This window comes from Ruegeria sp. HKCCA4633, assembly GCF_013034605.1.
Classification (GTDB): Bacteria; Pseudomonadota; Alphaproteobacteria; order Rhodobacterales; family Rhodobacteraceae; genus Ruegeria.
In genome coordinates this window covers 36230-58928 of the sequence record NZ_WQGJ01000007.1, presented here as the reverse complement: position 1 = coordinate 58928, position 22699 = coordinate 36230, and the positions used below count along the sequence as shown (strand labels likewise).

The following is a 22699-nucleotide window of genomic DNA, read 5'->3' as shown; positions in this document are numbered from 1 at the left end:
CCGTCGCCGGAATGCGGCGGCCCCGGGGATTTGGGGCAGGTTTCCGTTGTCGGGGAACTTGGGGCCTATATAGTCCCGCATGTGCAAGAAGGGAAGAGGCGAATGCGCTGGTTCGTATTGTGGGTCTTCAGCGCGGTTGCCGCGCTGGCCGAAGGCGAAAAGGCCGGAGAGTTCGATTACTATGTTCTGTCGCTCAGCTGGTCGCCCAACTGGTGCGCCCGCGAAGGTGATGCGCGTGGGTCTGATCAGTGCGATGCGCGTCATGATCATGGCTGGATTCTGCATGGCCTTTGGCCGCAATTTCACCAAGGCTGGCCGTCGTATTGCAGAACGCCGGAAGCACCGCCAACCCGACGTATGACACGCGAAATGGAAGATATTCAGGGCAGTGCGGGCCTAGCCTGGCACCAGTGGAAGAAACACGGCACCTGTTCCGGGCTGTCGGCAGCCGATTATTTCGCGCTGTCCCGGAGTACCTATGATGCGGTTGAGCGCCCGGAGGTCTTCCGCAAGCTGGACGCATCCGTGAAGTTACCCGCCGAAGTGGTCGAAGAAGCGTTTCTGAAGGCCAATCCCGAACTAGAGCGCGACATGATCACGGTCACGTGCAAGCAAGGCTATATCGAAGAGGTCCGCCTGTGCCTGTCGCGCGACCTTGATCCCGTGCCTTGTGGCCGTGACGTGATCCGCGACTGCACCGCAAAGGACGCTCTGTTCGATCCGATTCGTTAAAGCTTTTTGTTCTGACAATCGCGGGCATAGTCCAGTGCTTTGGCGGTGCCTTTGAGATCGATGGCCATGACGACCTCACCAGCCGGATTGTAGACGGTCATTGTCTTGTTTTGGGCGATTGCGTTGACGAAGCTTCTGTCGGTGAAAAACACGGTTGCGCCCGGCACGTCGCGCTCGTTGAACCCGATGGCCGTGGCATCATAGCTTTTGCCGTCCAGATCAAAGCGGATCGGATAGCTCTCACCCTGTTTAATGTCGCCCCACGCCTTGTTGTAGACTGCGAAATACCCGCGATTGCCCAATGCGTCGTAGCCCAACCTGACCACCGAGAGATCCTGATACACCGTCTGGATCAGACAGCCATTGCCAAGTGCTGGGTCCATCATGATGTTCCAGCCTTCGACGAAGCCCTTGTCGACAAGTTCCTGCGACAGGGCGGTGGTTGCAGTTAAGGTGGCGAAGGTGAGGGCGAGAAGGCGGGTCATAACGTATTCCAATCAAAGGGATCAAGTCTGAGGCATTCTACTACGCGTGCACGGAAGGCAAAGGCCCTTTTGCTTTTTAGCGACCTTTTTGACTCCGGGTCTTGATCCATGCGCAAGGGTGAACCCTGCTATGAAGGCTTGGCCAGCAACTTGAAACCCGGACGCTGACCCATAGTTTTATGCCGAAACAGATTCAGGAGCGTTCCATGTCTCAATTTCCAAGAACCTTTTCACATATCGGATTGTCGGTTCCAAATGTGGATGAGGCTGTAAAATTCTACTCCGAGGTCCTAGGGTTTTACGTCATCATGACGCCCACGGATGTGGTCGAGGATGACTCGGATATTGGCGTCATGTGCACGGATGTTTTTGGTCCGGATTGGAAAAAACTACGTATCGCACATCTGGCGACTGCGGATCGCATCGGGATTGAGCTTTTTGAGTTTGACGGGAATTACGCGCCCGAAAACAACATCGATTTCCGCAGAAATGGAACGTTTCACTTTTGCATTCAGGACCCTGACATCGAAGGTCTGGTCGAAAAGATTGTGCAAGCCGGTGGAAAACAGCGGATGCCGATCCGGCACTATTATCCCGGAGAAAAGCCATACCGCATGGTCTATGTTGAAGACCCATTTGGTATCGTATTCGAACTCTACAGCCACTCGTATGAGCTGACCTACTCGTCTGGTGCTTACACCTGAAGCCTGCGAGCATGCTTTGATAAGCGTTAGGGCGACAATGCAGTTGTCGCGCTGGTCCAACACGACCCGCTATATTTCCTTTCGCGCCCTGAGTGCCGCGGTGATTGTCCCGTCATCCAGATAATCCAGCTCTCCGCCAATCGGCACGCCCTGAGCCAGTGAGGTCAGGCGGACCTGCCCCTCCAACTGATCGGCGATGTAGTGGGCTGTGGTTTGGCCATCGACGGTGGCGTTGAGCGCAAGGATAACCTCTGTGATCCCTTCGGCCAGAACCCGATCCTTCAGGCGCGGGATGCGTAATTCGTCCGGGCCAACTCCGTCCAGCGCCGACAGCGTGCCGCCCAGAACGTGATAGCGGCCCTTGAACACGCCAGCGCGTTCCATCGCCCAGAGGTCGGCCACGTCTTCGACGACGCACAGCTCTCCGGTTGCGCGGTCCTCGCTGTTGCAGATGTCACAGATATCGGTGGTGCCCACATTGCCGCAATTCAGGCATTCCCGAGCGGTGATTGCGACCTGCTGCATCGCGTCTGAAAGGGGCGTCAGCAGCAGGGCGCGTTTTCGAATCAGGTGCAACACCGCGCGGCGGGCCGAGCGGGGGCCAAGGCCGGGCAGTTTGGCCATCAGGTCGATCAGATTGTCGATGTCGCTGTTCGAACTCACGGTCTGTCCTGCGTATCGCCGGAGGGAAGCTCCGGCGAATCCAATTGTGAAATGATGAAAATCAGAACGGCAGCTTGATGTCTGCGGGCAGGCCCATGCTTTCGGTCAGCTTGGCCATTTCAGCCTGAGAGCGCTCGGCAGCTTTGGTCTGCGCGTCCTTGATGGCAGCCAAAATCAGGTCTTCGACCACTTCCTTGTCGTCACCGTTGAATATCGACGGGTCGATGTCCAGACCTTTGAGCTCGCCTTTGGCGGTCGCCGTCGCCTTGACCAGACCAGCCCCGGATTCACCGACAACCATCATGTTGTTCAGCTCTTCCTGCATTTCGGTCATCTTTGTTTGCAAGTCCTGCGCGGATTTCATCATCTTGGCCATGTCGCCCAGACCGCCAAGCCCGCCGAGTCCTTTCAGCATAGGTATTCTCCTGTGTCTCTGTTTGGTCTCTAGATACGGCCCGTCGAAGCGCGGCACAAGGGTTGTCCCGCCGGTCGGAGAGGTCTTTCAAACCACGCGGACGTCGTGCAAGCCGTCTGTCTCGGTAACCGAGCAGCAGATCGATTTCAGGGTTCTTGGATGGTCGTAGTCCCAGGGACGACCGCGATGCATTGTTGCGCGCTCGTCCCAGATCAATACATCGCCGACGGACCAATGGTGCGAATAGACGTATTCGGGCTGCGTGCAAAACGCGATGGCTTCGTCCAGTAGGGACTGACTTTGTTCATGCCCCATGCCTTCGATGGCAAAGGCGTGCGAGGCGATGAACAGGGCTTCTTCTCCGGTTACCGGGTTCGGCCAAATCGCGCGCCATGGGCGATCTGGCCATCGCGTCATTTTTGGCAGCGCAGCGAGGTCGGCTGAAATTTTTGAACGGGAATGCGACAACCGGTGCCAGATGATGGCGTCCCTAAGAACGGATTTCAGACGATCTGGCATATGCGCCCAAGCGGCGCGGGTCGATGCGATCTCGGTTTCGCCGCCGGATGGCGGGACGACTTTTGCCGTCAGAATATTGATCAGCGCCGGCGTCGGCAGGAACGTGCTGTCTGTGTGCCACAACATGTTGGCCTGCAAATCCAACAGACGCAGATCGTCTTTCGCACGCAGCCCATCCTTGGTTTTGTTTGTCAGTTCGGGAAGCTGAAACTCAACATCGCGACCCGCTGCCATGGCTTCACGGTTTTCCAATGGCCCAAAAAGTTCGGCAAGGCGAATGTGGTCCGCATCAGATATCGATTGGGCCGGAAACAAAAGCACAGAGCGGGTTTCGAATGCGCGCCGGATTTCCGGAAAGTAACGCTGTTTGGTAACGTCGCGCAAATCTAGGTCGTGAACGACCAATCCGAAACGTGGGTGCAGTGGTGATGTTCGCATGAAATCCCTCCCTGGCATCATGGAAGGGTGTACCTGTTTGAAGGGTCGATCTGCTTCGTTTGCGACACGGGATCGAGCGCTTTCGGGTCAGTCTTCTTCGAACGGGTCCCACTCATCTTCAACTTCAGGAAGCGCTTCGGTCTCGACCTGGGCGGCGCGTTGTTCCGGCGTCTCGATCTTTGTGATCTTTGCCTTGGGGAATTGCGCCAGCACCGCCTGAACCAGAGGATGCTTTTCAGCTTCGGCCTTCAAGGCCAGCTCGGCCTCATCTCGCACTTCGGCAATTGTCGGCGTATCCCCGTTCGAGACGATCGAGACAGCCCACCGGTTTCCGGTCCAGCGTTGCAGGGCAGAGCCCAGCCGGGGCGCAAGGTCTGTCGGTGCATTCGTGGCTGGGGTGAACTCGATCCGACCGGGCTGATAAGACACAAGTCGCACGCCGTTTTCCACTTCAACCAGAAGCTTCACGTCGCGGTTGGCGCGGATCAGTTCGACCACGTGCTCAAAGGTCGGGTACCGGGCCAGGGCCGTCTGAGCATCCTGTGCCAATGCGGCAACCGGCGCGCCGCTTGAACCACGTGGGGCCGAGGCGTATGTGGATGCGGGGGTGGCGCTGGCCTGCGCGGGTGTTGCACCCTGCCGAGACATCAAGGTGCCGCCGCTAGGTCCACCTGCCGGAGGCGGCGGGGCGTCCTGCAGCCGTTTGACCAGTTCTTCAGGGCTGGGCAGATCAGCAACATGGGTCAGGCGGATAACGGCCATCTCAGCGGCCATCATGGCATTGGGCGCGGCCGAGACTTCTTCGAGCGCTTTCAGCAACATCTGCCACATCCGGGTCAGAACGCGCATCGGCAGGGCCTCTGCCATGTGTTGGCCACGGCTCCGTTCGTCCGGAGAAACGGTTGGGTCTTCGGCGGCGTCTGGCGTGATCTTCACGACGGACACCCAATGTGTGATCTCAGCCAGATCGCGCAAGACAGCCAATGGGTCAGCACCTTCTGCGTATTGGCCGCTGAGTTCTGTCAGTGCGCCTGCGGCGTCGCCCCGCAGGATCATGTCCATGAGGTCCAGAACGCGGCCACGGTCCGCAAGGCCCAGCATTGCGCGAACCTGTTCGGCAGTGGTTTCACCCGCCCCGTGCGATATCGCCTGGTCCAGCAGCGAGGTTGCATCCCTTGCAGACCCTTCCGCGGAGCGCGTGATCAGCGCCAGCGCATCTTCTGCGATCTCAGCGCCTTCCGCTGACGCGATCTTTTGCAGAAGGCCGATCATATCCTCGGGTTCGATCCGGCGCAGGTCAAAGCGCTGGCAGCGGGACAGAACTGTGACCGGCACCTTGCGGATTTCAGTGGTTGCAAAGATGAACTTCACATGCTCGGGCGGTTCCTCAAGCGTCTTGAGCAGCGCGTTGAAAGCGCTGGTCGAAAGCATGTGGACCTCATCGATGATGTATATCTTGTAACGCGCGCTGGCGGCGCGATAGCGGACACTGTCGATAATCTCGCGAATATCGTTCACGCCAGTTCGGCTGGCGGCGTCCATCTCCATCACATCGACGTGGCGGCCTTCCATGATCGCCACGCAGTGTTCGCATTGGCCGCAAGGTTCGGTCGTCGGGCCGCCATTACCGTCGGGCCCGATACAGTTCATACCCTTGGCGATGATCCGTGCGGTGGTGGTTTTTCCGGTGCCGCGAATGCCGGTCATGATGAAAGCCTGCGCAATCCGGTCCGCTTCGAACGCGTTTTTCAGGGTGCGCACCATGGCATCCTGACCCACCAGATCGGCAAAGGTTTCCGGGCGATATTTGCGGGCGAGAACCTGATAGGCGGGGCTGGGCGTGTCGGTCATGTTTTCTCGGTCGGATTCGGTGCTTCGGCTCAGCGTAGTGGTCGCTGCCTTCCGCGTCCACTGCGAGGCGCGATGATTTTTGATTTAGATTCTGACCGGATTCGCACTAAGCTGGTCCAACAAAATTTATGGTGCATTTTCGTTAAGAGTTCTTGGTGGAGGACACTGGTTTATGTCGCAACTGGTTATCTATGCCCTGCAAGTCGCGGGGGGTACACTTGCCCTGACATCGATGCCCGGACGGGGCGGGGATTATGAAAGGGATCTGGATACGATTGCCGCATGGAAGCCGGGGCTGGTTGTTTCAATGACAACGGACGTCGAGATGCTCCAAAACGGGGCGCAGGAATTCGGCAGCGATATCCAAAGCCGCGCCAGCCGGTGGGTGCATCTGCCGATCGAAGACTTTGGCGCCCCTACGCCTGCAGTTGAAGAGGCGTGGCCCTCGATCAGCGCGGCCGCCCGGCATGCTTTGACGGGTGGAGGGCGGGTACTGGTGCATTGTCGGGGCGGCTGCGGCAGGTCGGGAATGGTTGTTCTGCGGCTGATGGTCGAATGCGGCGAACAGCCAGACAAAGCCCTGGAGCGTTTGCGGGCGCTGCGTCCTTGTGCCGTGGAAACAGACGCCCAATTGGCCTGGGCAGCACAGAATTTTCAGGCTCAAGTCGTATAGTCTTAGGCCGAAATCTGTTCAGGCGCGTGCACGGGTTTGCGAGGCCGCAGCTTTGCAACCTCGATCATCGCGCAGGGTGGGTCTGTAATGATGCCGGATGGCAAGGCGCTGAACGTGTTTCCAAAGATCAGATCGGCGTAAGCGTTCAGGTCCTGCGGCTCTGCTTCAGGCTGTGTATCGCAAAAGATGCGAATTCTGTCTGATTGCGCTCGGAAAGTTGCGTGGCATCCTTGCGTGCAATGTGACAATTCACTGCCACCTTCAAACTCGAACCCGTCGCTTGTGGCGGCTGTGGCCTGCTTCATCGCCTCGGAAATTGAGCGTGCCAGCCGCGCCAGGGCAGGGCAGGTTTTGCCCGTCCGCTGACACACCGTTGCACTGTATTCATGCGTCTTCGTCTTCCAGATCATCCTGCGCCCTCCGCGCGTGGTGGGCAGGAGAGTTGGGTCAGGTGGGACGGCAACGTGCTGTCAGGACCTGCCCGGACACCCCGCCCGAGTTTCGGTTTCAGTTCCGATGGCAGGTCTCCTGACTTGCGGGTCATGGCTTTGCCGACCTTCCCAGCCCTAGGGGCCAGTGGTGTTTTGGCATCGCTCACCGCTTACAGTTGCGGGGGCAGTCGCGGATTTGGTTTGCGCCCGGATGACCAGACTGAACCGCACCGTGTTCCCTTTTCATCCCGACCCCTTGTGGGGGACAGGAACCATCACACAATCGCTAGCGTCTGATCCGGTTCCGAGTCAAGCTGATCTTTTACCCCGACGTGTGGTCATGCTGGATGGGGGGAACGTTCCTCTTTAGTGTTTAAAATATTGAAGCCAAGCAATTCAGTTTTTCAGTGCAGGGTCAGGGATCATGTTGGACGCAGAGCAGACGGTGTTGGCTGAAGATTTCCTTTTCCCATCCGGGTCCACGACCCTTGCAGCACGGTTGTACCGACCGCTGTCAGAGCCTGAAACCGTGGTTGTGCTGAATAGTGCAACGGGTGTGCCGCGCGACTATTATCGCCACTTCGCACAGTGGCTAGCGGCCGAGCGGGGTATGGCGTGTCTGACCTATGACTACCGGGATTTCGGGCATTCTCTGACCGGCCGTATGAAGGATGCGCGTGCAACAATGGCGGATTGGGCTTTGATCGACATGCCAGCGGCGCGGGCGGAAATGCGCAGGCGTTATCCTGATGCGCAGCAATGGACCATTGGTCATTCCGTTGGTGCGATGCTGGGGCCTGTTCAGCCCGACATCGACCAAATCGATCGGATGATTTGCGTGTGTTCGGGGCTCGTAACCCTCAGTGATCACCCATGGCCTTACCGTGGATTGGCCGGTGTTTTCTGGTATGGACACGCACCGGTACTGGTCAAAGCACTTGGCTATCTGCCGGGAAATGCGATCGGGTTTGGTGCGGACTTGCCGGGCTCGGTCTACTGGCAATGGCGCGAATGGTGCACGGCTCCTTTGAATTATGTACCTGAAATCGGACAAAACCTTCCTGAGGCGCGTTGGGACGGCTCCGGTAGACCCGTGGATTTGTTCACTTTCGAGGACGACCAGATGGTCCCGCCCGAAGCTGTCTGGCGGCTTGCCGACCTTTATGGCGCCGAGGCTAAGCGGCACCTGCTTAGGTCTGATGACTTCGGATTGTCAGAGATTGGCCATATCGGAGCTTTTGCTCGGCGTAATGCGGCAGTTTGGCCGAGCCTGATCGCGTGATCAGGCTCGACTTTTGAATTACCGAGTATTTTTCGCTTAACGCCCTTTATGCAGTTTTCGATCCTTCATGACACCCCGCACCATCTTACCGAACGCTTTGTCCCGTGCCCGGGATTGGGCGACGGTTTCCGAGTTGCGCTGATCTTCGCGCCGAAGCTTTCGCCATCGATCCAAGCGGGCAGGGTCAAGCACGCCTTGTTTGATCGCCCGCTGTACAGCACAGCCTGGTTCGGATTCGTGCTGACAATCTGAAAAACGGCAGTTCAGGCCAAGTACGGCGAGGTCCGAGAACACCTCGTCGATACCGTCCTGAGCTTCAAGCAGACGCAATGCGCGCATTCCAGGCGTATCAATCAGCCAGCCGCCGTTGCGCATCCGGTGTAACGCGCGCGCCGTGGTTGTGTGCCGACCGCGAGCGTCGTTCTCGCGAATACCTGACGTCGCCAAATCCTGATCGGTCAAGCCGTTGGACAATGTCGTCTTGCCAACGCCTGACGACCCAACCAGTGCTCCGGTCTGGCCTTTGGGGCACCAGGATAAGACCTTTTCCAATTCCGTTAGGTCTAGCGCGTTGATCGCCAGAACTGTCAGAAACGGGTCCAGAGCCTGCACCTGTTCCGAGAAACGATTGGGGTCATCCGATTGGTCAGCCTTTGTCAGGACAACAACCGGGTAACATCCTGCCTGATGTGCAAGTGCCAGATAACGCTCTAGCCGGGGCAGGTTGAAATCAGCGTTGCACGAACTGACGATGAACAGCACATCGACATTGGCAGCGATCAGTTGCGTCGCAGCGCCTGTACCGGCGGCGCGCCGGTGCAACAGGCTGCGCCGGTCGAGTAGATGTTGCACGCGATTGTCGTCGTCCGTGAGAACCCAGTCTCCGACGGCATAGCTGCCGGTCGATTGATCAAGGGTCAGCAATGGAGATTCGCCCTGCGGATTCAGCCCGATCAGGCGGTCCCTATGAACGGAAGCGATGCGAAAAGGCGTGCACGAAGGATGAGCCGCGTGTTGCGCGGCAAAGTGAGAGGACCATCCAAGGTCCGAAAGTGAAGAATTCATTGGTCTGCCTGTTGTCAGAAACAGCAATCCCAACGGATGGCGATCGCGCATCCCCGGGTCATGTGTTCAGGCAGTCAGCAAGTAGTGTGAGATCAGAACCGCGCTGCCCGAAGGGTTTTTGTTACAATCATAAAGCCCTCCTGTGGCTAAGGTTCATGAAGTGAGAGGTTGGACATCGACCCAAGCGGGGCTCGTTGTGGCTGCTTCCTTCCGGACCTGACCAGGTTGGCGAGGCGCTCGCCCGCGCCAACCTCTCGAGTCTGGATATAGGGAAGGTGTGGGCAAAAGACAACCCGTCAGAATGTCAGGCGAATACGTTCGAACCCATTGGAATCTGATTCCAGCAGTCTGGCTTTGAACGGGCGCAATTCGTTAATGTGTTTTAACGCACCCGGACCGGTTCGAAGCACGGATTGTGTACCTGTTTGGGGTGCCAGCACAAAAGGATAAGGTTGCTGCGCGATTGGATCAGGCGGAAGGCGATCGGACAGGTAATCCCGCACCAAATCCTTGATGTCCAGCGACGGCAGATTGATGCGTTGGGCCGTGGAAGCGGCGGGGAAATGCCCACCACCGCTGACGCGGTAATTGTTGCTGGCCAGCACTAATCTCTGTTCAGGAAGAACCGGCTGGCCTGCGTATTTCAGGTCGCGAATCCGTCTGTTAGCAGGATCGATCATGCGCCCCTCGGCGTTGAAGCGCGCTGGTTGCGACGGATCAATTTTATAGGTCAGGCCAAAGATGACGTCGAAATTGTACCCGGCGCGTTTGGGGTTGATCAGATCCGTTTCGACATCACAGGCAAGCTGGTTGAACATGCTTGCCGACATTTCAAGCCAGTCCAGCACATCTGCGCCGCTGATCTGGATGGCACGCAATTCGTTGGGAAACGGATACAGATCCGCAAAATGGCGCAGGCATATTTCTCCTGCCGGAACATCCGTAAAGTGCCTGGGGCCTGCGCGGCCGCCGCTTTTACCGGGAGCCACGACTGACAAAAGCGGTAATTCGCCCGGGGCGGATCCATGCAGGAAAGGACGCAGAGCTGCAGCCTGTGCCGCGGCAACCAGGGCCAGCCCGCGATCTGGTGCGCAGAAGCTGAAATAGCTGTGCATGGTGTCAGCCACGTGCGCCACAGGTTTGGCCACTGCGCGACGGGTTTGACGATGGGCATTGGCAACAAGGCGCACCAAGTCATCGTCTTCATCGACCTCAGCGCCATTTTCACAGACAGGGTGCAGTTCAACGTGGCAATCCGTAACGCTGAACCCGGCATCTGGCCGAGGTGTAACAACCAGATCGATTACGCCAAGATACGACCCCGCGGAACCGGCCATGACAACCGGTGTTTCATGTATCAACCCTTTTTCCTGATCGAGATACGAGGCGTCGCCGTGGCCGCCGCCTGGAAAGGTCAAGTGAGTGTGCCCGGCGACAATTGCGTCGATTCCATCTATAGCTGCCAGGGGGATGACGGCGTTTTCCATGCCTTCAGAAGCATCCGCCGGACCCAGGCCTGAATGGGCCAACATCACTATCAGATCACACCCTTGATTGCGCAGAAGCCCAGTCAGGTCGCGCGCGGTTGAGAAGATACCGCTGGCTGTTACCTCTCCGTTCAGGTGATGTTCTTCCCAGCGGACGGTCTGGGGGGGAAGACCAGAAATAAGGCCGATGCGAATGGGTGTCTCGGTGCCGTTCACAGATACGGTTCGGTCCAGGATTGCATGGCTATGCCAGATCTGATTGCCGCCCGAGCGAAGCAAGTTGCTGCACAAAACCGGGCATGGCGCTTGTGCGAGGATGTCGTCCAAGGTTGGCAGCCCAAAGCCAAAATCATGGTTTCCAAGGCCGATGGCGTCGTAACCAAGCGCCGCGAACGCCTGCATCATCGGATGCGGTGTGTCGTTACGAACAGCCCATTCGCCCAGAGGTGTACCCTGAATAGAATCTCCGTTGTCCACCAAAAGGACCAACGCGTCATGGGCTTGTTGACGGGCGTTTCGGATCAGGCTGGCGGTGCGCGTTAACCCAAGCGTCGGGTCCTGGGTGTCTGTGTAATAGTCAAAACCTGTCAGGTGCATATGCAGGTCAGTCGTTGCCAGAATGCGAACACGCCCGTAGTTTTTCGCGGGGCGTACCTGCTTCAATGGGTTTTGCTTCACTTCGGATAGTCTGCTTTTGAAAAGGGTTATTGATTAAATAGCACAGAGCGTAACTTAAATGATTTTTCCGAGGCCGTCATGCGGCTTTTCGACGGCGGCGATGTGTAGCGCAAAGGATTGAATTGCCATTGCAACGCAGGCTGTGACATGGCAGCCCTGTGCCCCGAACCAAAAGGAAACCCAATGAAACACGCAGAGCAGGTGACGTTTGGCGGCTCGGGCCTGGATCGGGCGGCCCATATTCGCGGGAGCGCTGAACTTCTGGAAGAAGCGACAAACAACCCGGCCACGCAATGCATGATGGTGTGGCGCGGCAAAGTTCTGGTGGAAGGTGATGGGTTGGATCAGCTTGTTTTGCTGCCGATGACGCATCCGTTGGTCAGTGACGGCCCCGAAGGCATAGTTGAGGCCCCGGTCTTTTTGGGTTTGACCGCCGAAGATGCGCCTTTGTTTGCCGTGGATATCTCTGCCTGGACGGCAGAAGGTCTGGACCTGACCGGACTAGGGGAGTTCGTAGACAAATCTGAGCAGCAGCATCCGGATTTGCCGTATGGGTGTGTGTTTGCCGAGTTGCGCCGGATCATGACGCGATTGTCGGCGCGGGATGCGGAACTGGCCGCGACGGCTAAGGCAGTGATCGGCTGGCACGAAACGCATCGGTTTTGTGCGCGTTGCGGTGCAGCCAGTGAGATGTCGCAAGGCGGTTGGCAACGCAGTTGTCCATCATGTGGCGGGCAACACTTCCCACGTACCGACCCTGTTGTGATCATGTTGATCACATATGGGGAGAATGTGCTGATGGGGCGGTCTCCGGGTTGGCCCGAGGGGATGTTTTCGTTGCTGGCCGGCTTTGTCGAGCCCGGAGAAACCTTGGAAGCTGCCGTACGCCGCGAGGTAATGGAAGAGGCGGGCGTGCCGGTCGGGGAAGTATCCTATCTGTCCAGCCAGCCCTGGCCATTCCCGGCTTCGTTGATGTTCGGCTGCGCGGGTGAGGCACTATCGTGTGACATCGCTATTGATCCCGTCGAGATCGAAGAGGCGATGTGGGTGAGCAAATCCGAGATGATGCAGGCCTTTGCCGGGGACCATCCAACTCTGTTGCCCGCTCGCAAAGGTGCAATCGCACATTTTCTTCTTGAGAACTGGCTTGCGGATACGCTGGACTGACGAAATATTGGCGCGGCCATAAACATCGAAGGGTATCATGCAGTTTTCAGCCCGTGAGGATATCGAAGCCCCAATCAACGCGGTATTCGACATGGTGTCGGATTTCGAGCGGTTCGAACGCATGGCCATGCGCCGGGGGATCGACGTAAGGCGCTCAGATGCCGAGGCGATCTTTGCTGCGGGAACTGAATGGCAGACAGAGTTCAAGCTGCGCGGCAAGTTGCGCCAGATGTCGGTGATCATGGCGGGCTACGACCGGCCTTCGCAAATGCGTTTCGAGGCCAACAGCAAGGGCATGACCGGCCTGACAAGTGTGGATTTTCTGGCCCTGTCACCGCGCAGAACGCGCCTGAGCCTCGAGATGTCACTGGTGGCCAAAACCTTGCCTGCACGCCTGTTGTTGCAATCTGTAAAGTTGGGCCAATCCCGGTTTCGCAAACAGCTGCAATCCCGGCTGAGTGAATTTGCACGCGAGTTGGAGCAGCGCCATCTGCATGGCGCATAACAAAACGCTGTTGCGCTGTTACATTGTGCGATTGAGCAAAAGAGGCAGGTTGTCGAGTTGAACGGCCACAAGCGCTAGCGTGATGATCGCTTGCAAGGAGGCTGGGCGCAGCAACCTGCGCCAATCCAAATTTGCCCAATCGAAGGAATTGTTACCTATCCGCGCGGTTGCGCGGCTGGGTAAACGCCCAGTATTTCAACGTTGGTCGTGAAATGCTCTAACTCGTCCATGGCCAGTTGCACATTCCGGTCGTCGGGATGCCCGACGATATCTGCATAGAACTGTGTCGCGGTGAAGGATCCGTCGACCATATAGCTTTCCAGCTTGGTCATGTTGATCCCGTTGGTAGCAAAGCCGCCCATCGCCTTGTAAAGCGCCGCCGGGATATTGCGGACCTGAAACACAAAGCTGGTGATCATGCCATGTTCGCCGCGACGTGTCAGATCGAACTGGCGGGACATCACAAGGAAACGGGTCGTGTTGTCGTCACTGTCCTCGATGTGGCGGGCCAGCACATTCAGGTTGTAGATCTCACCAGCCAATTCGCTGGCCAGCGCTGCAGAGTGGAGGTCGCCCACCTCAGCCACTTCGCGTGCCGCGCGGGCGTTGTCGGGGCTGACACGCCCGCGAATGTCGTGCTTTTTCAGGAACCCCGCGCATTGCGGCAGCAGCACCAGATGAGAATGTGCCTCGGTGATATCTTCCAGTTTTGCGCCGGGGACGCCCAACAAGTTGATATGTACCCGCACAAATGCCTCGCCGATGATATGCAAGCCGCTATGAGGCAACAGCCGGTGAATATCGGCGACCCGTCCGTAGGTTGTGTTTTCGACCGGAAGCATCGCCAGATCGGCCGCGCCAGAACGAACCGATTCGATCACATCTTCGAAAGTACGGCAGGGCAGGGCCTCCATATCGGGCCGCGCGTTGCGGCACGCCTCGTGACTATAGGCGCCCGGTTCACCTTGAAATGCGATGCGATTGGTCATTTGGTCGATTCCATGCAACAAGTTCGCGATTTGGTCGTTTCGTCGCGGTGTCTATACCTTGCCTCTCGTAAGGGGAAGCCTTAGACAGCAGCCCAGACAGCTGAAATGGACTCGCGATCAATGTTCGACACGATGACAGTTACCAAGGCCGCTGCAGGCCTGTTCGGCACTTTCCTGGTGCTGCTTCTGGCCAAATGGGGGGCGGATGTCCTCTATTCTTCCGGTGGCCATGGCCACGCTGAGGCCGCCTACATTATCGAAACCGAAAGCTCGGGCGAAAGCGCCGACGGTGAAGAAGTGGTCTTCGAAGACCTGCTGGCCGCCGCTGACGTTGAGAAAGGTGCCAAGGTTTTCCGCAAGTGCACCGCGTGCCACAAGCTGGAAGACGGCGCAAACGGAACGGGCCCATACCTGTACGCTGTTGTGGACCGCCCTGTTGCATCGGCCAAGGGCTTTACAGGTTACTCGGCCAGCATGCAGGCCCACGGCGGCAACTGGACGCCTGAGGCGCTGGATGCCTTCCTGGAACGCCCAAGCGCCTACATCTCGGGCACATCGATGAGCTTTGCGGGTCTGAAAAAGCCGCAGGATCGCGCAGACGTGATTGCCTATCTGCAGACAATCGGCAACTGATTGCCAGTCAGATCAAAGCTTTCCAAAGCCGCTGCCCCATGCAGCGGCTTTTTTTGTCTGAAGGAAACTTCACAAAGCGCTCACGCATTCTAAACTTGAATCTGTCAGCGTTGGCACTTTAGCTAGCGGTTACGACATTGATGATGACAATGACCCAAAGGACGAGCCACATGATATCCCTGATGCCCGCTGCACGTGATCTTAAGATACGGCCTTGGGCTGGCATATTGGGGCTGTGCACGGCTTTGGTCACTCCGCAAATCGTGCAGGCTTTGGACGATGGTGTTACCAGCAGTCATGGCTACTCATATTTTGGCAATCTGGATTATCCCGCTGATTACGCTCACCTGAACTATGTGAACCCGGATGCTCCTAAAGGTGGTGAGCTTTCTTTGGCTGCCTCGGGCACGTTCGATTCTCTCAATCCCTATTCCCGCAAGGGGCGCGCTGGCGCTTTGACGACGCTGCAATATGATCGCTTGTTTGAAAGTGCGGATGACAGTGTCGGGCAATATTACGGAGTATTGGCAGAAAGTCTGGAGTATGACGAAGGGCGGAACTACGTCATCTTTCACCTGCGGCCCGAAGCAACCTTTTGGGATGGAACGCCGGTAACGGCGGAAGATGTCGTCTATAGCCACCGCCTGTTCATCGAACAGGGTCTGCCCTCTTACGCGCAGGCCGTGGGTCGCATGGTGACGGGGGCCGAAGCGCTGGATGAACATACGGTTAAGTTCTCGTTTAACCCCGAAGTTACCCGCCGTAGCCTGATCGAAACAGTAGGCTCGACCCCCGTATTTTCAAAAGCGTGGTTCGAAGCGGATGAGTCCAGGCGCCTGGATGAGCCTCGCCTGGAAGTAGCGGTTGGATCAGGTCCGTATAAGCTTGACAGCTACGACATCAATCGTCGGATCGTTTACAAGCGCCGTGATGATTATTGGGGCAAGGATCTGCCGTTCAATGTTGGTCGGAACAATTTCGACACAATCCGCGTCGAATACTTTGCTGATCAGACCGCGGCGTTCGAAGGTTTCAAAGCCGGTGAGTACACGCTGCGTATCGAAAGCGACCCCAAGCTTTGGGCGACGGGGTATGATTTCCCGAAGCTGAGCGAAGGCGAGGTGGTTCGCGATGAGATCGTGGATGGTAGTCCGCCGACCCCATCGGGTTTTGTTTTCAATCTGGGAAAACCGCAGTTTGCTGACAAGGACGTCCGCAAAGCCCTTGCCTTAGCCTTTAACTTCGAATGGGCAAACGAGTCTTTGCTGTTCGGGCTGAATGCGCCACGCAATTCCTTCATTCAAGGCACCCCGCTTGAGGCAAAAGGTCTGCCTGAAGGTGATGAGATGGCGTTTTTGCAAGCTTTGGGTGACGTTGTGCCCGGAGACTTTCTGACAGAGCCTGCGGTCTTGGCCCACGAGTCAAATCCTGCGCGTCTGAACGATCGGAGAAATCTTCGTAAAGCAGCGAAAATACTGGACCAGGCCGGTTGGCCTGTTGGCGATGGCAATGTGCGGCGCAATGCCGAAGGACAGACATTGAAGGTGAATATCCCCTATCCTTCAAACCTGCCGACTTCAACAGCAACCATGATCGAAACCTATGTTCAGAACTTGCAGTCTATTGGTGTCGACGCTTCGGCTGAAAAGGTTGACCCGGCGCAGTACACCCTTCGCAGCCGCGAGAGGGACTACGATATGGTCTATTCCACACGTTACGGTTCATTCCTGTCCACAGGCGGCGGGTTAAGCCAGATGTATGGATCGGAAGAAGCTGCATTCAGCCTCTTTAACCCCGCCGGATTGGCTAGCCCCCTAGTTGACGCAATCATTGAAGCGTCTTTTGAAACCGACAATCAGGCAGATCAGGACACGGCACTTACTGCGCTTGATCGCGCCTTGCGTTATGAGTTCTTCGTGGTCCCTGTGGGATTCATCGCTGACTACTGGACGGCATATTACGATATGTACGAATACCCCGAAAACCTGCCGCCCTATTCGTTGGGTCATCTGGATTTGTGGTGGATCAATCCGGAAAAAGAGGCTGCGTTGAAAGCGAAAGGCGCACTGCGATAACATGGGCGCCTATATTCTAAGACGCTTGTTGCTGATCATTCCAACCCTTTTGGGCATCATGATCGTCAACTTCACGCTGGTACAATTCGTGCCGGGTGGACCGGTCGAGCAGATCATCGCGCAGATCGAAGGTCAGGGGGACGTATTTGCCGGATTTGCGGGTGGAGGCGATGCTGGCGCAGGTTCTGAACCCGCAGGTGGTGTTTTCGATGATAAATATGTCGGCGCACGCGGCCTGCCGCCCGAGTTCATTGCTGAGTTGGAAAAAGAATTCGGTTTCGACAAACCGCCTTTGGAGCGGTTCCTGATTATGATGGGCAACTATCTGACGCTGGACTTCGGCGAGAGTTATTTCCGTTCGATCAGTGTGATTGATCTGGTGCTTGAAAAGATGCCGGTTTCAATCTCATTGGGTCTGTGGTCGACCCTGATTGCTTATCTGGTTTCTATTCCGCTGGGCATCCGCAAGGCGATCAAAGATGGATCACAGTTCGATACCTGGACCAGCGGGGCGATCATTGTGGCTTATGCGATCCCGGGCTTTCTGTTTGCGATCCTCCTTCTAGTGCTGTTCGCGGGTGGGTCGTACTGGCAGATCTTCCCGCTGCGCGGATTGACCTCGGACAATTGGGAGAGCCTCAGCCTGTTCGGCAAGATTGCGGACTACTTCTGGCATATTGCGCTGCCGACCATTGCGCTCACGATCTCGGCTTTTGCGACACTGACATTGCTGACCAAGAACTCGTTTCTGGATGAAATCAAGAAACAATATGTCATGACGGCCCGCGCAAAGGGACTGAGCGAGCGAAAGGTGCTGTATGGTCATGTTTTCCGCAACGCGATGCTGATCGTGATCGCGGGCTTTCCTGCGGTGTTCATCGGCGTGTTCTTTGGTGGGTCGATCATCATCGAGACGATTTTCTCGCTGGACGGTCTGGGCCGTCTGGGATTCGAGGCAGCCGTGGCGCGCGATTACCCGGTGATTTTCGGCACCCTCTTCATCTTCGGCCTGATGGGGCTGGTCGTTGGTATCATTAGCGATCTTATGTATGTGCTGGTCGATCCGCGCATCGACTTTGAAAAGCGGGAGGGGTAAATGGCGCTCTCCCCTCTGAACCAGCGTCGCTGGAACAACTTCTGTCGCAACCGGCGCGCGTTCTGGTCGCTCATCATATTCTCGGTTCTGTTTGGCCTTTCCCTATGCGCCGAGTTTATCGCAAATGACAAACCCATCGTCGTGAAGTACCGGGGTGAGTTCTATACGCCGATCTTCAACTTCTATGCGGAAACGGAATTTGGTGGCGATTTCCAGACGGAAGCCATTTATCGCGATCCCGAAGTTCAATGCCTGATCGATAGCGGCGGACTGGAAGAGTGTTTCGACGATCCCGAAGGCATCATAGAACAAATCGACGCCGGGACTTTCCAGGCGGAAGGGTTCGAGCGTGGCTGGGCGCTTTGGCCGCTGATCCCATACTCCTTCAACACTTCGGTAGACCGACCTGGGGCTGCGCCTTTGCCGCCCAACGGTCAGAATCTGTTGGGCACGGATGACACCAAACGCGATGTGCTGGCACGCGTGATATACGGGTTCCGGTTGTCGATCCTGTTCACACTGCTTGTGACCGGTGCCGCCAGCCTGATCGGTATTTTCGCTGGTGCAATTCAAGGATTCTTCGGCGGTTGGTTGGATCTGATCTTTCAACGGATCATCGAGATCTGGTCAGCGACGCCTTCGTTATATGTGATCATCATCATGTTCGCTGTTCTGGGCCGAAGTTTCTGGCTGCTGGTAGCGTTGATGATCCTGTTCAGTTGGACCGGTTTGGTCGGCGTCGTACGCGCGGAGTTTCTACGCGCGCGGAACCTTGAATATGTGCGCGCGGCGCGGGCGCTGGGCGTCGGCAATATGACCATCATGTTCCGCCATATGCTGCCCAATGCAATGGTGGCCACCTTGACTTTCATGCCCTTCATTGTCACCGGAACCATCGGCGGTCTCGCCTCGCTGGATTATCTGGGCTTTGGCTTGCCATCTTCTGCCCCGTCTTTGGGAGAGCTGACCTTGCAGGCAAAACAAAACCTGCAAGCCCCGTGGCTGGCTTTCACAGCCTTTTTCACCTTTGCCATCATGCTGTCGCTGCTGGTCTTCATTTTCGAAGGCGTGCGGGATGCGTTTGATCCTAGAAAGACCTTCTCATGAGCTTGCTGGATGTGAACAACCTCAAGGTCTCGTTCCGGCAGGACGGTCAGGTCAGCGCTGCTGTCAAAGGCGTTTCCTTCACAGTAGATCAGGGTGAAACCGTTGCATTGGTGGGCGAATCCGGCTCAGGCAAATCCGTAACGGCTTTGTCGACAGTGTCACTGCTGGGTGACAGTGCACTGGTCGAAGGATCGGTGACCTATGATGGGCAAGAGATGATCGGTGCGTCCGAGCAGCATCTTATGGATGTACGCGGCAATGACATAAGCTTCATCTTTCAGGAGCCAATGACCTCGCTGAACCCGCTGCACACGATTCAAAAGCAAATGGCGGAATCGCTGGCGCTGCATCAGGGGGTAACCGGTGACGCGGCGCGGGGGCGGATTTTGGAGCTACTGACCAAGGTTGGTATCCGCGACCCCGAGGACAGGTTGGACAGCTACCCCCACCAGTTGTCTGGTGGACAAAGACAGCGGGTGATGATCGCAATGGCGCTGGCCAACAAGCCGGACATTTTGATTGCCGATGAACCGACAACGGCGTTGGATGTGACCATTCAGGCGCAGATACTCGAGTTGTTGGCCGAATTGCAGAAATCCGAGAATATGGGGATGCTGTTCATCACCCATGATCTGGGTATCGTACGCCGGATTGCCGACCGCGTTTGTGTGATGAAGGATGGTGAGATTGTCGAAACCGGTGTCACGCAGGACATCTTTGACAACCCACAGCATCCCTATACCCGGAAACTTTTGGCCGCGGAACCTTCGGGTCAGCCCGAACCGGTTGCCTCAGACGCGGAAGAGGTCGCGCGCACCGATCACCTGAAGGTCTGGTTCCAAATCCAGCGCGGATTTCTGAAGCGTACTGTTGGCTATGTGAAGGCGGTGAATGACGCCACGCTGAGTGTACGCGCGGGTGAGACTTTGGGAATCGTCGGCGAAAGCGGTTCGGGCAAGACTACGCTGGCGCTGGCGATCATGCGCCTCATTGCGTCCGAAGGCGGCATCACCTTCCGCGATCAGGATGTGCGAAGATGGTCTACCCGCGAATTACGCAGATTGCGCAAAGATATGCAGATCGTGTTTCAAGACCCGTTCGGCAGCCTTAGCCCACGCATGACCTGTCAGCAGATCATCGCGGAAGGTCTTGCCATTCACAACATTGACCCTCACCGCGCCCCGCGTGAGCTGGTCGCCGAGGTGATGACCGAAGTGGGGCTGGATCCTGCGGCGATGGACCGGTATCCGCACGAGTTCTCAGGCGGACAGCGCCAGCGTATCGCCATTGCGCGCGCGATGGTTTTGCGGCCCAAACTGCTGGTGTTGGACGAACCGACCAGCGCGCTGGACATGACGGTGCAGGTTCAGATCGTTGATCTGCTGCGCGATCTGCAGAAGAAATACGGGTTGGCCTATCTGTTCATCAGCCACGACCTGAAAGTCGTACGGGCGATGTCGCACAACGTGATCGTCATGCGAAATGGGGATGTGGTGGAAATGGGTGCGGCCGAGGCATTGTTCGAAAACGCCCAGACCGACTATACCCGCGAGCTGATTGCAGCGGCGGGCTGAGATCAGCCCGCCTTCCTCTGGCCATTACGCGCTTGCCTTTTCTTTGGTCGCAGCTTTCGGTACTGGCCCGCGCAGTTCTTCGTAGTGATCAAAGGTTAGCTTGACCCACCCGGTTCCGCGCGTGGCACTGGCAAGGGTGCGATGCAGTTCATCCTCGGTCACGGCGGGGATCTGGGCGTTGAAGATCTCCCATCCCGACGCGTTTGGGTTGCCTTCAAATCCCAGAACCTGCCCTTGCAGCGAACTGATCGTTGGCACGAGATCGCCCACAAAGTCCGATGGCAGGTGAATCTCGGCGTTCAGCATCGGTTGCAAAACCACTGGCTTGGCCTGAGGTAGCGCTTCACGCACCGCGTTCTTTCCTGCGGTTCGGAACGCATAATCCGAACTGTCCACGTTATGGTGTTTACCGTCGCTCAGCGTGACTTTGACGTCGACCACGGGGAAACCCTCGGGGCCTTGCTCCAGCGCGTCCTTGGCACCGTGTTCCACGGACGGGATATAGTTCCTGGGCACAGCACCGCCTTTAACCACCTCTTCGAACTGGAACCCCGACCCGCGAGGCAGGGGTGCGACCGAGATCACCACATCCGCAAACTGTCCGGCGCCGCCGGATTGTTTGCGATGACGGTGCCGATGTTCGATGGGCGCGCGGATGGTTTCGCGATAGGCGGTTTCGACCTGATCCGCTTCAATCTCGATCCCAAAATCCTCGGCCAGCTTCGCGGTCACACGGCGCATGTGTTGCGGGCCTTGCGATCCAAGGATCGAATGGCCGCTCAGTTCATCCTGTTGCAGGTGCAGACCGGGGTCGATTTCGGCCAGACGGCTTAGGGCGTTGGACAGGCGCACATCGTCCCGCTCATGCGCGGGTGAGACGATTTGACGATGCGCGACCGGGTGCGAGGCCGCCCATTCCGGCAGTTCAGTCGCAGAATTGCTGTCGTAGATATAGCCGGGGTTGAGGTGGTCGGATTTGACCGCCAGACCAATCTGCCCGGCTTCCAGCGTTGCGATTTGGGTCTTGGCATCAAGCGTTGTCAGATTGCCAACGGTCTCACCGCCCAAAGCTTCATGCGCTTTGACGCCATCCCCAAGCCCGCGCAAAACAACGATCTTTCCGATGTGCTTTTTGACATCTGCAAAACCGGCAATGGCTCGGGCACTGTCGGCGGCTTCGTCCCGCCCGGCGGCGATATCAAATTCAGGCGCTTCGTGCCGCAGCGCCTTCATCAACCGCGTTAGCCCGTTACCATGGCTCGCGGCACCTAGGCATGCTGGAATCAACTGGTGGTTTTGCAAGACTTGCGCGGCCAGGTCATAAACCTCGTCGCTGGGGGGCTGCTTGTCTTCGATCAGCTGCTCCAACAGATGGTCGTCAAAATCAGACAGAGTTTCCAGTAACTCGGTGCGCGCTTCCTGCTCTCGGTCTTCCACGGATTGAGGCAACTCGATCAGGGCCGAGGGTTGGCCCTCTTGATACTTCCAGGCCCGTTCAGAAATCAGATCAACCGCGCCGATGATCGTGTCTCCTTCGCGGATTGGCACCTGACGCAGGGCGATATGATGGGTGCAGTACGTTTGCAGTGCTGCGATGATGTCGCGGATGCGCCCATTGGGATTATCCATGCGGTTGATGAATAGAAAGCAGGGGATGCCCGCTTCTTCCACCAGTCGAAGGTAAGGGGCGCACAGAACGGCAGCATTGGGATCGGGGGGCACAACCACGACCGCCGCGTCCGAGATGGCCATTGCAGGCCCGACATAGGCCAGCGCATCGCCGCCGCCATCTACGTCGATCGAACACCAAGGCTCGTCCAGGTAAGAAAAACCGTGCAAATGCACGGTTCCGGAAACATCGAATGTTGTGGGGCGCCCGTCGAGGCGGCTGATGGCCTCGACCAGGGTAGTTTTGCCCGATTGGCTGGGCCCGAGGACGGTGAAAACGCGCATTAGTGTTGTCCCTCTTTCAGGTTGCAGAATGGCTGCACGAAAGGGGCGTCCGCCGCTTTTTCGTCGGCAAGGACCGTCTGTATTTGCCCGCCTCAGGGCGCAGAATGGATGGCCAGTCTGCCCCTTGAGTGTGGAGAAAAGCGCAGGCGCGCGTCAAGCCCCCGTTGTGCCCAGTGG

The 22699-nt window shown here is 57.2% G+C and carries 21 protein-coding genes, 1 other RNA gene and 1 riboswitch; of the genes, 11 read left to right on the top strand and 11 right to left on the bottom strand.

Annotated features, from left to right (window positions below; all coding sequences use genetic code 11):
• Nucleotides 1-102 precede the first annotated feature (102 nt).
• Nucleotides 103-732 carry a ribonuclease T2 gene (locus GOV85_RS16590; protein ID WP_171180155.1) on the top strand — a complete coding sequence of 210 codons (630 nt, stop codon included), beginning with the start codon at nt 103-105 and terminating at the stop codon, nt 730-732.
• Here the strand turns inward: GOV85_RS16590 and GOV85_RS16585 are convergent.
• Nucleotides 729-1217, bottom strand: coding sequence for a hypothetical protein (locus GOV85_RS16585; RefSeq protein ID WP_171180154.1), 489 nt, complete (start codon nt 1215-1217; stop codon nt 729-731). The genes GOV85_RS16590 and GOV85_RS16585 overlap by 4 nt on opposite strands.
• A 206-nt stretch (nt 1218-1423) precedes the next feature.
• On the opposite strand from GOV85_RS16585, the gene GOV85_RS16580 reads away from it, so the two are divergent.
• Complete coding sequence (locus GOV85_RS16580; RefSeq protein ID WP_171180152.1) at nt 1424-1921, top strand: lactoylglutathione lyase family protein; 498 nt, start codon at nt 1424-1426, stop codon at nt 1919-1921.
• Between the two features lie 69 nt (nt 1922-1990).
• On the opposite strand, the gene recR is transcribed toward GOV85_RS16580, so the two are convergent.
• The 4 genes from recR to GOV85_RS16560 all read right to left on the bottom strand — a co-directional run bounded on the left by recR (nt 1991) and on the right by GOV85_RS16560 (nt 5807).
• Complete coding sequence (gene recR / locus GOV85_RS16575; protein WP_171180150.1) at nt 1991-2584, bottom strand: recombination mediator RecR; 594 nt, start codon at nt 2582-2584, stop codon at nt 1991-1993.
• A gap of 61 nt (nt 2585-2645) precedes the next feature.
• Nucleotides 2646-2999, bottom strand: coding sequence for a YbaB/EbfC family nucleoid-associated protein (locus GOV85_RS16570; RefSeq protein ID WP_171180148.1), 354 nt, complete (start codon nt 2997-2999; stop codon nt 2646-2648).
• Nucleotides 3000-3086: 87 nt separating this feature from the next.
• Complete coding sequence (locus GOV85_RS16565) at nt 3087-3956, bottom strand: TauD/TfdA family dioxygenase (protein WP_171180146.1); 870 nt, start codon at nt 3954-3956, stop codon at nt 3087-3089.
• A gap of 87 nt (nt 3957-4043) precedes the next feature.
• Nucleotides 4044-5807: a DNA polymerase III subunit gamma/tau gene (locus tag GOV85_RS16560; RefSeq protein WP_171180144.1), complete on the bottom strand. Its 1764-nt coding sequence runs from the start codon at nt 5805-5807 to the stop codon at nt 4044-4046.
• Between the two features lie 172 nt (nt 5808-5979).
• On the opposite strand from GOV85_RS16560, the gene GOV85_RS16555 reads away from it, so the two are divergent.
• Nucleotides 5980-6480 (top strand): protein-tyrosine phosphatase family protein, encoded by a 501-nt coding sequence (locus GOV85_RS16555; protein WP_171180143.1) that lies wholly within the window; start codon nt 5980-5982, stop codon nt 6478-6480.
• 2 nt (nt 6481-6482) lie between these two features.
• Here the strand turns inward: GOV85_RS16555 and GOV85_RS16550 are convergent, their stop codons facing one another.
• Nucleotides 6483-6890 carry a hypothetical protein gene (locus GOV85_RS16550; RefSeq protein WP_171180140.1) on the bottom strand — a complete coding sequence of 136 codons (408 nt, stop codon included), beginning with the start codon at nt 6888-6890 and terminating at the stop codon, nt 6483-6485.
• Nucleotides 6891-6980: 90 nt separating this feature from the next.
• Nucleotides 6981-7203: riboswitch (cobalamin riboswitch) on the bottom strand.
• A gap of 132 nt (nt 7204-7335) precedes the next feature.
• Here GOV85_RS16550 and GOV85_RS16545 point away from each other — a divergent pair.
• A complete protein-coding gene (locus tag GOV85_RS16545) occupies nt 7336-8193 on the top strand; it encodes a hypothetical protein (RefSeq protein ID WP_171180139.1) in 858 nt (285 codons plus the stop codon).
• Nucleotides 8194-8229: 36 nt separating this feature from the next.
• Here GOV85_RS16545 and rsgA read toward each other — a convergent pair whose 3' ends face one another.
• The 3 genes from rsgA to GOV85_RS16530 form a co-directional block, all read right to left on the bottom strand.
• The gene (gene rsgA, locus GOV85_RS16540) at nt 8230-9258 is read right to left on the bottom strand and encodes a ribosome small subunit-dependent GTPase A (RefSeq protein ID WP_171180137.1); all 1029 of its coding nucleotides are present in this window, start codon (nt 9256-9258) and stop codon (nt 8230-8232) included.
• A 158-nt stretch (nt 9259-9416) separates the two neighbouring features.
• Nucleotides 9417-9515, bottom strand: an RNA gene (ffs, locus tag GOV85_RS16535) — signal recognition particle sRNA small type.
• 39 nt (nt 9516-9554) lie between these two features.
• Nucleotides 9555-11408 (bottom strand): bifunctional 2',3'-cyclic-nucleotide 2'-phosphodiesterase/3'-nucleotidase, encoded by a 1854-nt coding sequence (locus GOV85_RS16530; protein WP_254442993.1) that lies wholly within the window; start codon nt 11406-11408, stop codon nt 9555-9557.
• Between the two features lie 198 nt (nt 11409-11606).
• Between GOV85_RS16530 and nudC the strand changes: the two genes are divergently transcribed.
• Both nudC and GOV85_RS16520 read left to right on the top strand, forming a co-directional pair.
• On the top strand, nt 11607-12590 hold the full coding sequence (gene nudC / locus GOV85_RS16525) for an NAD(+) diphosphatase (protein ID WP_171180135.1): 984 nt from the start codon (nt 11607-11609) through the stop codon (nt 12588-12590).
• Between the two features lie 37 nt (nt 12591-12627).
• On the top strand, nt 12628-13095 hold the full coding sequence (locus tag GOV85_RS16520) for an SRPBCC family protein (protein ID WP_171180133.1): 468 nt from the start codon (nt 12628-12630) through the stop codon (nt 13093-13095).
• A 155-nt stretch (nt 13096-13250) separates the two neighbouring features.
• Here GOV85_RS16520 and GOV85_RS16515 read toward each other — a convergent pair whose 3' ends face one another.
• Nucleotides 13251-14084 (bottom strand): prephenate dehydratase, encoded by an 834-nt coding sequence (locus tag GOV85_RS16515; protein WP_171180131.1) that lies wholly within the window; start codon nt 14082-14084, stop codon nt 13251-13253.
• Nucleotides 14085-14204: 120 nt separating this feature from the next.
• On the opposite strand from GOV85_RS16515, the gene GOV85_RS16510 reads away from it, so the two are divergent.
• From GOV85_RS16510 to GOV85_RS16490, 5 genes are all read left to right on the top strand, one after another.
• The gene (locus tag GOV85_RS16510; RefSeq protein WP_171180413.1) at nt 14205-14717 is read left to right on the top strand and encodes a cytochrome c family protein; all 513 of its coding nucleotides are present in this window, start codon (nt 14205-14207) and stop codon (nt 14715-14717) included.
• Between the two features lie 170 nt (nt 14718-14887).
• Nucleotides 14888-16792 carry an extracellular solute-binding protein gene (locus GOV85_RS16505; protein ID WP_171180129.1) on the top strand — a complete coding sequence of 635 codons (1905 nt, stop codon included), beginning with the start codon at nt 14888-14890 and terminating at the stop codon, nt 16790-16792.
• A gap of 1 nt (nt 16793) precedes the next feature.
• Nucleotides 16794-17888, top strand: a complete 1095-nt coding sequence (locus GOV85_RS16500) for a microcin C ABC transporter permease YejB (RefSeq protein WP_171180127.1) — start codon at nt 16794-16796, stop codon at nt 17886-17888.
• On the top strand, nt 17889-18995 hold the full coding sequence (locus GOV85_RS16495; RefSeq protein ID WP_171180125.1) for an ABC transporter permease: 1107 nt from the start codon (nt 17889-17891) through the stop codon (nt 18993-18995).
• On the top strand, nt 18992-20569 hold the full coding sequence (locus GOV85_RS16490) for an ABC transporter ATP-binding protein (protein ID WP_171180123.1): 1578 nt from the start codon (nt 18992-18994) through the stop codon (nt 20567-20569). Before GOV85_RS16495 ends, GOV85_RS16490 begins: the two co-directional genes overlap by 4 nt.
• A 24-nt stretch (nt 20570-20593) precedes the next feature.
• Here GOV85_RS16490 and GOV85_RS16485 read toward each other — a convergent pair whose 3' ends face one another.
• Entirely contained in the window at nt 20594-22522 is a 1929-nt protein-coding gene (locus GOV85_RS16485; protein WP_171180121.1) for an elongation factor G, read from the bottom strand.
• Nucleotides 22523-22699 lie beyond the last annotated feature (177 nt).